Raw genomic sequence first — 9,704 nt, 5'->3', positions numbered from 1 at the left:
GATCGCTGCCGTCAGAGACGTCTTGCCGTGGTCAACGTGGCCGATCGTGCCGATGTTAACGTGCGGCTTGTTGCGCTCAAACTTACTCTTTGCCATTTGAATGCTTCCTGTGAACGAAATGGGTGACCCCGGCGAACCGGTTTAGTGCCGCCGTTTAAGGCTTTCGGCGAGATTGCGCAAGACCTAATTGCGGACACTATTCCTTGCTGCAGCCGCATATGGGAACGAACCGTTCAATCGACAACCTCGGCTCCAAAAGGCACGCTGGCGACTTTGCCTGTGGCAGGGCACAACCGTCTGATTATATGGTACAACTTGTCTCGGTCGCGCGTGGAGCGCGGTTAATGGGGAGAACGCAATGGAACATAAGGAAATCGCAAAACGGTCGGCCAGCAACTTTCTGATCTTCGCCGCCTGCGCATTTATACTATGGATACTCGCGGCAGGGATAGACTGGGTTGCCCAGCTCCTGCGGCTTTCGACCCCTGAGCGTCTTCCGGCGCTTGCAGCATCGATCGTCAGTTCGTCGACGCTGCAGGCCATCGTCGCCATATGGCTCCTGACCGCGGCGGTGGCGATCGCCTTCCCGAAAATGCTTACTCCGCTTTCAACCACGACGACACTGATGTTCGACGTCGGATACGGCATTCTCGGGGCACTGGCGGGCTTCGGAATTGCCATCGGGCTTTTCGGCGGAGGCTGGTCCATCCTCGTGCGCGCGCTCATCTACAGCGCGATCATTGCGATCGGCTTCTTCGCTGTCCGAAAGTGGCTCTCAAGAGAAGAGCTCAGGACATACGGCCGCACAAGATGGACGGTGGCCGGCATCATTGCCCTCGCATCACCCTTCGTACTTCTGTGGGGGTGAAACGGATTGCCAAAGCCGATCGGCTTGAATCAGTGCGGTCGATTCGTTCTCCGCAACATTGATTGAGGTGCTTGGAGCGGGTAGCGGGAATCGAACCCGCGTATTCAGCTTGGAAGGCTGCTGCTCTACCATTGAGCTATACCCGCGGGGTGGTCCGATCCAATGACGAATGGTGGAGAGAGTTGGATTTGAACCAACGTAGGCTGAGCCAACGGATTTACAGTCCGTCCCCTTTAACCACTCGGGCATCTCTCCAGTTTTTCGTCCGGATCGTGAGACCAAGCTCGAGACCTTCGAAGCGTTGCCGCCCCTCGGTCTGCGCCGCGTATATGACCGGACGATTTCCTCATGTCAACACGAAGACAATGGAAAAAACGCGAAAAAATTCATTAGCTGTTGAAAGCCCCGCCTCGAAAGAAATCCTATGCGGGAAGAACCGCCCTCGTTATAAAGCGGTATGAGCAAAGATAACAAAACAGGCGGCACGGCCGCCGACGATAAATCCGCCAAGGATACGCATTATGCTACCCTGCGTCGTGCCCACCGTGACGGAAAGCGCGAACGCGGCGAAATTCCGACGCCGTTGCAGCAGAAGCGCAAGCGCGGTGGCGATGACTGGAAACCGCCAGGGCTCGCCCCCGACCAGGTCTATCTCTACGGCCTCCATACGGTTCGCGCCGCAATCGAAAACAAAGAGCGGAAGAAGATCAAGCTGTCGGTGACACTGAACGCGCTTGCCCGGCTTGAGGTCGATGCGGAGGCGCTCGGCATTCCCGTCGAGATCGTGTCGCCGCAGGATATCGATAAGGTGCTCGGTCCCGAGGCGATCCATCAGGGGGTGATGCTGGAAACGCGTCCCCTGCCCGTCCGCCGTCTGGAAGCACTGAAGAACAGCCCGCTGCTCCTGGTGCTCGATCAGGTTACGGATCCGCACAATGTCGGCGCCATCATGCGGTCGGCGGTCGCCTTCAATGCCGGCGCCGTCATTACCACGCAACGTCACAGCCCGACGGAATCAGGCGTGATGGCAAAATCGGCGTCGGGCGCGCTGGAGCTTATTCCTTATATACAGGTCACCAACCTCGCAGATGCGCTCGGCGAACTGCACAAGCTCGGCTTTTTGACGATCGGGCTCGATTCGGACGGTCCGGCACCGCTCGAAAGCGCATTTTCGGGCGAAAAGGTTGCGCTGGTGCTCGGCTCGGAAGGCAAGGGGTTGCGGCAGAAGACCCGCGACACCGTCAACGCCCTCGCAAGGCTCGACATGCCGGGTGCCATCAAGTCGTTGAATGTATCGAATGCAGCGGCCATCGCCATGTATGCGGCGAGATTGCATTTGAAGGGATAGGGCGGTTCGGGAACGGGCCGCGACAGAGGGGAGTTGTCATGATCCGTTTTGCGCTTCCACCGGCGGCGATGGCCGCCGTCGGTCTGCTAGCCTGCGGCTCAGCCTTTGCCGACGACGTCGATGCCGACATCGTCAAGGCGCAGGCAGGAACCTACCTGATCGCACCGGCCAGCGGTGCACCGGGCTGTCGCATTGCGCTGGGAACCGACAACGCGACCGGCGGATATTCGCTCACCGGCGAAGAAAACTGCACCAAGCCGCTGCCAGCCTTTGCGGAAGCCTATTCCTGGAATTTCGACGAGAACGGCGGTGTGATCATCATCGATGCGGCACGCAAGGTTCTTGCGCGGTTCATCGAAAACGAAGGATCGCCGCTGAAGACGGAAGGCGACGAACCGCTGCTTCTGATCGAAGCACCGAAAGGCGTCGATCGACTGCCAACCGTCAAAAGCCTTGCCGGCAACTGGACACTGCAGCGTCCGGCTGGCGAAAAGCTCTGCATGCTGGTTCTTGGGGATGACATAGACGAGGACGGCAATGCACCCCTGTCACCATCCGGAGACTGCACCTCTGCCGTTGCCAAACTGAAGCTTGCCGTCTTCCACGTCGAGGGTTTCGGCATCGTCCTTATGAGCAGGGACGGCGCCTCTATATCCCTGGACATGCTGCCCGACGGCTCCTTCCAAAAGAGCCCGGAAGAAGGCGGGAAGCCCCTGCTGATGGTCAGGAAGCCATGAGATGCCTCCGATTTGACGCCACTGGCCGCTAGCGTTCCCTCACACTCCGAGCAACGAAGAGAAGATCCCGATATGGCAGTCCGCCCCCTTCTTATTGGTATCTTCTTCGTCATCATACTGGTCGGTATCGCTCTCAGCATCATCTGGATCGACAAGACACAACCCCTTCACCAACGCGATCCGCTTGCGCCCTCAACGGTTCCCACGGAGCCAATCCCCACTCCTGCGCAGTGACCGTTCTCGGCGACGTATCGGAACCGAATTTCTCCTGTGGCGTTGATAGGCGTTCAACAAGGAGAAATCGCGTGCGCATAATGATCGCAGTCATTGCCGTCATGGTCGTTTCGGTGCTGAGCATTGCCGCAATGTCTCCGTCGGACAACGGAGCACAGGCCGCCGGCGACCAGTTGCAAGCACGCGTACCCGCGACGTCACAGAACTAGACCCACGTCTCTGTTCCGCATATCTGGTTTCCGTTTTCCACGAACGAAATCAACGCCGCGCTGATTTTTTCTTTACAGGACGGCAGAATCTGCTACTTGGCAGGCATTGCCCTTGTAGCTCAGTTGGTAGAGCACCTGATTTGTAATCAGGGGGTCGCGGGTTCGAACCCTGCCGGGGGCACCACAATTTTCTCCACAGAACCAAAGACTTAATCAGTCTCCACCATAGCTTAAACGGCGTTTTCGTGCCGCAACGTGTTGCAGCTACGCCCTTTGATTTCCAACGATTTCAAAGAGGTTTCGGCTAGTCCATGCAACAAGGATTGCGACATGCCGTCTGCAGGGATATTTCGCGTCCAGCCGCAGGAGGGCTTTCATTGACAGGGAATCATGGGAACGATCTCGGTGCAGCACTGACGCCAGCACCCTCCTCGCTAAGTTCGGGGAAGCCGGCATCTACATTTCAGCGCTGACATTGCGGGAGCGAGCTCGACAACTCGGCGCCTATCGTCGAATCGGCAAAGTGGTGAAGCGAGAGTTTATTTCCACAGGGAGAGGTGCCGATCTGAACCGGGATCCGAGGACCATCGTTGGCGCCCCATGGCCATTTGACGCCCCCGCTGCATGCGTTACATTTTCCTCATTGAATTCGTCTCTGACTGCTGACCACGGATGTACTGGCAGCCGTTGTCGAGACGGGTCGAGGAAGGTCGGTACGAGGTTTCGTCCCGGCCTTTTTCTTTCTCTGAAGGTGATGCAACCGTGTACAGGGCTGCTGCCGGTCGGCGCACTCGGTGCGTTGACCCGATGTTAACAGACTATTCATAAAATCGCGACTATTCACCGGACCGATTATCAGCGAGACCTCAGGAATGGTTTGCAAAATTGCTGCGATCGTCGCCTTGAGTGCCGGAATACTGACCGCTGTTTATGCCAGCGGAAGCGAGCGTTACAACTCTGCGAAGTGGCCAGAGATACACTCTCCTAAGACAGGTCGTCTCGGCGCCCGGTGACTGAGGTCATTGATCGAGCGAATAGATTGCCGCATTGTCCCGCCGCAGCTTTCCGTCATGGGTCCAGGCACTTTGCCACTAGGCGACCTTGTCTGCTGGGTGGCCACGACACCCCTACACGCGCCGCCCTGTGTTCGCAAAAATCTCGCCCTGAGGTTGACCTTTAGTTCAGCTATCCCATTCTCTGATTTCGGCTGAGTATTCCGCTGCTGACGATCAGGCGCTGTTCGCGATGGCGGATGGGTCAACGCGCAAAGCAACAGATCAGCCACAGGCAAGTCATCCAAACGTCAGTTACACAACGATGAGGATACTGAACATGGCCGATGAATCAAAAATAATACCGACAAGCGGGCTGGCAAGCGCCACGCGGAGAAGCCTGCTCGCATCCACTGCTGCCTTGATTGCGTTCGCCGCCGTGCCGGCCAGCCTCGCGATGGCGCAAGGCGCGCCGCAAGCGAAGCCGAACATTCTGCTGATAGTATCCGACGACACCGGCTACGGAGACCTTGGTCCTTACGGTGGTGGCGAAGGGCGCGGGATGCCGACGCCCAATATCGACAAGTTGGCAAACAGCGGAATGACGTTCTTCGATTTCTATGCTCAGCCAAGCTGCACGCCAGGCCGTGCCGCGATGATAACGGGGCGGATTCCAAACCCCAGCGGGATGACCACCGTGGCATTCCAAGGTGAAGGCGGCGGGCTGCCTGCCGCAGAATGGACCCTTGCATCGGTCCTGAAACTTGGTGGATACGACACCTATTTCACCGGAAAATGGCATTTGGGCGAGGCCGACTACGCGTTGCCGAACGCCCAGGGTTTCGACGTAATGAAGTACTGCGGACTCTATCACCTCAATGCCTATACCTACGGCGACCCGACCTGGTTTCCAGATATGGATCCGAAGTTGCGGGCAATGTTCCAAAAGGTAACCAAGGGCGCGCTTTCCGGCAAGGCTGGTGAAAAGCCTGTCGAAGAGTTCAAGATCAATGGCCAGTATGTGGATACGCCGACAGTCAACGGCGGCGAAGGCGTCGTCGGAATTCCGTTCTTCGACAGCTACGTCGAGAAGGCGGCCCTGAGCTTCCTCGATGACGCGGCGAAGTCAGACAAGCCGTTTTTCATCGACGTCAATTTCATGAAGGTGCATCAGCCAAATATGCCGGCCCCAGAGTTCGAGCATAAGTCGCTATCGAAATCGAAATATGCCGACAGCATCGTCGAACTGGACACCCGTATCGGCCGCATCATGGATAAACTCCGCGAGACCGGTTTGGACAAGAACACGCTCGTGTTTTACACCACCGATAATGGCGCTTGGCAGGACGTATACCCGGATGCCGGGTATACGCCGTTTCGAGGTACAAAAGGCACGGTCCGCGAAGGCGGCAATCGTGTTCCTGCCATCGCCGTCTGGCCAGGCAAGATCAAGCCTTATAGCAAGAACCACGACATCGTGGGCGGCCTCGATCTGATGGCGACGTTCGCGTCTGTCGCAGGCGTCGCACTTCCTGATAAGGATCGTGAAGGACAGCCGATCATCTTCGACAGCTATGACATGTCGCCCATCCTTTTGGGCACAGGCAAGTCGGAGCGTACCTCCTGGTTCTACTTCACGGAGAACGAACTCTCTCCCGGCGCTGCCCGCGTCGGCAATTACAAGGCCGTGTTCAACCTGCGCGGCGATGACGGCCAGGCAACCGGAGGATTGGCCGTGGATTCAAACCTCGGATGGAAGGGTGCGGAAAAATACGTCGCCACCGTACCTCAAGTCTTCGACCTGTGGCAGGATCCGCAGGAGCGCTACGATATCTTCATGAACAACTACACGGAGCGCACCTGGACCATGGTAACCATCAGCGCTGCGATAAAGGAGCTCATGGCGACTTACGTGAAGTATCCGCCTCGCAAGCTGCAGAGCCAAAGTTACACTGGTCCGATCGAGATATCGAAATATCAGGAATTCCAATGGCTGCGGGACGAACTCGGCAAGGACGGATTTTCCATTCCGATGCCGACCGGCAACTGATTTCAGTAGGGGCGGCGCCAAGTGCCGCCCCTTCGTTTTTAGCTGCGGCAGATGAAGCCAAGTTGGCATGCGACCTGTTCGCGCAAATGCCGCAGGTCTGAGCCAATCGGTAATCGGAAGCGTGCTCATTGGACATCCGCTTGTTAATTTTGTTGGATTTGAGCCAAATATGGTGCGCTTCAACTTGACCACCGGCGAGACGGTCGAGATCAACATCCAGGGCTGATCAACGCACGAAAGGAATGGAAGCTCGCGTGCTCCAAAAGAGACACCGGCAAGTAGGACGCTGAGGGCGAGCGGATCCTGGTGCTGGAGTTGGCGTTCCCCAACGGGGCTGGCAAGGTCGAGCAGCTCGACAACATTCTGCACCTGAACCCCTCGTGGATTTTCGCGGGCGTCGCTTTTGAGACTGGAGAGGTCGACCAGGAGGGCGACTTGGTGCTCGCTCCGAAAACACCGGTTGCATGCCTTGCGTCACTTCCATGCGTCGTGGTGCATCAACGGGTGGAAGGACGGTGGCCTAGAACTGCCTTCCAAAATCGTTCAAGAGCGCCTCGCCAGCAGCACCATCGCCATGACGACGGACACCTATGGACACCTGTTCCCCCGGAATGTCGATGGCGAAGAATTGGCGGAAGCCGAGCAGGCATTCCCTGAGAAGTGGACGGGGCACGATCCTGGTCGTAGAATGGCATTCCGAACGGGGCACCCCCGGGGAGGAGTGCAGATGCCCATCTTCATGGACCGGCATGATCTCGCGGGAACGTCCGCAGCCGAAGTTGCTGAGGCGCACCTCAAGGATCTAGGCATTCAGGATCGCTATGGGGTCAAATTCCTCACCTACTGGTTCGACCAGCGACGGGGAAACGCCTTTTGCCTCATGGATGCGCCCGACGCGGAAACGGCGCAATGCGTACATCGGGAGGCGCACGGCTTCGTTGCCGGCGAAGTTGTCGAGGTCGCATTGTCGGCGGTGGAAGCGTTTCTAGGACGAATTCACGATCCAGAGCCGGCGTCAGAACAATCCTTGGGCGAAGTGGATTCCGGCCACCGTGCCATCCTCTTTACCGATATCGTCGGCTCCACTGAAATGACATCGCGGCTTGGAGACCGCATGGCGACCGAGATGGTCCGAGCGCATGACTCTGTGGTCCGCCGATCCCTCGGACATCACATGGGCCGCGAGGTGAAGCACACGGGCGACGGCATCATGGCGACGTTCGCATCGACAGCGGCGGCCGTCGATTGTGCAATCGAGATCCAGCAGGAGTTCCAGGGCTACAACCGCGGGAACCCCGAGCCGATCCACGTTCGCATCGGACTCGATTGCGGCGAGCCCGTCGAGGACAGCAACGACCTGTTCGGCACCACCGTGCAGCTTGCGGCGCGATTGTGCGCGGCAGCGTCGACGGACCAGATCCTCGTGTCGGAGAAGATTTTTCGGGAGTACGGCGCCGCCGATCTCTTCGCCCAGGCGACGCGCCGACGGTTGAAGGGTTTTTCCAAGCCGGTGCTGGCCTTTCAATGCGACTGGGCCGGCGCCGATCTCCATTAGGGCGGCACAAGATCAATATCACTCGATACCCGGCCGACGACGACACCGGCTGGCGGAGGCGTGCCGCTCACCTGGCGGACACGCGACCTTGCCTCCGCTTGCTCCGAATTGTCGAGATGTCTCGCTTGACTGGCCCCGGCGAACGGCTAGCGCCTTAAATTGCCTTGTGGCGCGAACCTATTATCATTTAGCTAGGCGGACACCACAAAGGGCCTTGCATGAGCATCTCCTTTCAGACGCTGAGTTTTCTGGCTTCTCCGACGACCGAGGCGCTTGAAGCGCGGGACGAGCTGATTCGCATTTACGGCAACGTTCCCGCCGATGAAGCCGATGTCATCGTGGCGCTCGGCGGCGATGGCTTTATGCTGCAGACGCTCCATGGCAGAATGAATTCAGGTAAGCTCGTCTATGGTATGAACCGAGGTTCCATCGGTTTTCTGATGAACGACTATCGGACCGAGAACCTGCAGGAACGAATAAACGCCGCGGTGGAAAACGCGTTTCGTCCCCTGGAGATGACGACTGCAAATTCGGACGGGACGAATTCCACGGCACTTGCCATCAACGAGGTCTCGCTGTTTCGGCAGTCCTACCAGGCCGCCAAGCTACGGGTCGAGGTCGATGGCGTGATACGCCTCGAAGAGCTCATTTGCGACGGACTGATGGTTGCGACACCCGCAGGCTCCACCGCATACAATCTGTCGGCCCACGGACCGATCCTGCCTCTCGACGCACCGCTGCTAGCGATGACCCCGGTGAGCGCCTTCCGCCCCCGGCGCTGGCGCGGCGCGCTGCTGCCCAACAAGGTGACGGTGGACATCCATATTCTTGAAGCCGAAAAACGGCCGGTCAATGCGGTCGCGGACAATACGGAAGTCAAGTCGGTCCTCCATATCCGCATCGCGCAATCCGAGCACATGACGGCGCGCATCCTCTCCGATCCCGACCGATCCTGGTCCGATCGCATCCTCGCCGAACAATTCGAGGATTGAGGCGATGGACATGAAACGAATAGTAGTCTGCGGAGTACTGCTCGCCGGGTGGCCGATGGCCGTGCTGGCGGGCGAGACCCCGGATGCGATCCTTCCCGCCGCCATCACCTTTGCAACAAGCACAGGCTATTGGGAAGACGACGGCAGCGCTCCGGCAGTTCAGCACGCTCCGACGACTGCAACGCAACCCGCGACGACAACCGGCGTGCAGCAGAAGGCTCGCCACGGCTACTACAAGCTTTTCGCCGTCCGCCAACCCGATCGGACCGCCAAGATCTATCTCCAGCAGATTGCTCAAAGCGATGACGGACCGAGCATTGTGTCCACTGTGGAATTGCAGGAACTGAACGATCTCAAGCCCTACGTGACCGACATCCGCCCGGAAAACTCGGCCGGCATGCTGAAGGAACCGGGGCTGTTCGCAATGGTCTACCTGAAGACAGACCCCGATGCTGACGCCGATAGCTGGACTGTGATCATCGACGAGTTCGGCGAAGTGACCGTCGCGAAATCAAGCCACTAGAGCATGTCCGCTTTTCTTCGAATCGCAAAACGCTCTATCTTTTTGATTTTACGCAATTTCCGGACGCAAAACCGCTACGTACTTTTACTGGAATTGCTCTAGCACTACTTTGGCAGAATGTATTTTGGCGATCTGAAGCGGATTCTGCAGTGAGGACATCGTTCTGGGGCTGACGCTGATAGGAGGATGTTTATGA

Annotated in this window: 10 protein-coding genes and 3 tRNA genes; 10 read left to right on the top strand and 3 right to left on the bottom strand. The window is 58.0% G+C overall.

Features of this window, described 5'->3' with window-relative positions:
- A partial coding sequence (locus ASC97_RS34345) for a GTP-binding protein (protein ID WP_133624442.1) occupies positions 1 to 96 on the bottom strand: 96 nt, incomplete at its 3' end.
- A gap of 262 nt (positions 97 to 358) precedes the next feature.
- Here ASC97_RS34345 and ASC97_RS28035 point away from each other — a divergent pair.
- Positions 359 to 868: a hypothetical protein gene (locus ASC97_RS28035; RefSeq protein WP_057471614.1), complete on the top strand. Its 510-nt coding sequence runs from the start codon at positions 359 to 361 to the stop codon at positions 866 to 868.
- A 72-nt stretch (positions 869 to 940) separates the two neighbouring features.
- Here the strand turns inward: ASC97_RS28035 and ASC97_RS28030 are convergent.
- Positions 941 to 1,014 (bottom strand) — tRNA-Gly (locus ASC97_RS28030).
- Between the two features lie 24 nt (positions 1,015 to 1,038).
- Positions 1,039 to 1,123, bottom strand: a tRNA-Tyr gene (locus ASC97_RS28025).
- Positions 1,124 to 1,325: 202 nt separating this feature from the next.
- Between ASC97_RS28025 and rlmB the strand changes: the two genes are divergently transcribed.
- From rlmB to ASC97_RS27990, 9 genes are all read left to right on the top strand, one after another.
- Positions 1,326 to 2,216, top strand: a complete 891-nt coding sequence (rlmB, locus tag ASC97_RS28020) for a 23S rRNA (guanosine(2251)-2'-O)-methyltransferase RlmB (protein ID WP_057471613.1) — start codon at positions 1,326 to 1,328, stop codon at positions 2,214 to 2,216.
- A gap of 38 nt (positions 2,217 to 2,254) precedes the next feature.
- On the top strand, positions 2,255 to 2,953 hold the full coding sequence (locus ASC97_RS28015) for an AprI/Inh family metalloprotease inhibitor (protein ID WP_057471612.1): 699 nt from the start codon (positions 2,255 to 2,257) through the stop codon (positions 2,951 to 2,953).
- Positions 2,954 to 3,025: 72 nt separating this feature from the next.
- Positions 3,026 to 3,187 (top strand): hypothetical protein, encoded by a 162-nt coding sequence (locus ASC97_RS34815; protein ID WP_200959557.1) that lies wholly within the window; start codon positions 3,026 to 3,028, stop codon positions 3,185 to 3,187.
- Positions 3,188 to 3,258: 71 nt separating this feature from the next.
- Positions 3,259 to 3,396: a hypothetical protein gene (locus ASC97_RS34810; protein ID WP_200959556.1), complete on the top strand. Its 138-nt coding sequence runs from the start codon at positions 3,259 to 3,261 to the stop codon at positions 3,394 to 3,396.
- A gap of 108 nt (positions 3,397 to 3,504) precedes the next feature.
- Positions 3,505 to 3,580, top strand: a tRNA-Thr gene (locus tag ASC97_RS28010).
- Between the two features lie 1,265 nt (positions 3,581 to 4,845).
- Positions 4,846 to 6,438 (top strand): arylsulfatase, encoded by a 1,593-nt coding sequence (locus ASC97_RS28005; protein WP_156390487.1) that lies wholly within the window; start codon positions 4,846 to 4,848, stop codon positions 6,436 to 6,438.
- Positions 6,439 to 7,165: 727 nt separating this feature from the next.
- The gene (locus ASC97_RS28000) at positions 7,166 to 7,993 is read left to right on the top strand and encodes a nickel-binding protein (RefSeq protein WP_057471611.1); all 828 of its coding nucleotides are present in this window, start codon (positions 7,166 to 7,168) and stop codon (positions 7,991 to 7,993) included.
- A gap of 218 nt (positions 7,994 to 8,211) precedes the next feature.
- The gene (locus ASC97_RS27995; RefSeq protein WP_057471610.1) at positions 8,212 to 8,985 is read left to right on the top strand and encodes an NAD kinase; all 774 of its coding nucleotides are present in this window, start codon (positions 8,212 to 8,214) and stop codon (positions 8,983 to 8,985) included.
- Between the two features lie 4 nt (positions 8,986 to 8,989).
- Positions 8,990 to 9,508, top strand: coding sequence for a hypothetical protein (locus ASC97_RS27990; RefSeq protein ID WP_057471609.1), 519 nt, complete (start codon positions 8,990 to 8,992; stop codon positions 9,506 to 9,508).
- Positions 9,509 to 9,704: the final 196 nt, after the last annotated feature.

It is taken from the genome of Rhizobium sp. Root1203, from assembly GCF_001424945.1.
Classification (GTDB): Bacteria; Pseudomonadota; Alphaproteobacteria; order Rhizobiales; family Rhizobiaceae; genus Rhizobium.
This window is presented reverse-complemented; position numbering and strand designations above follow the sequence as displayed.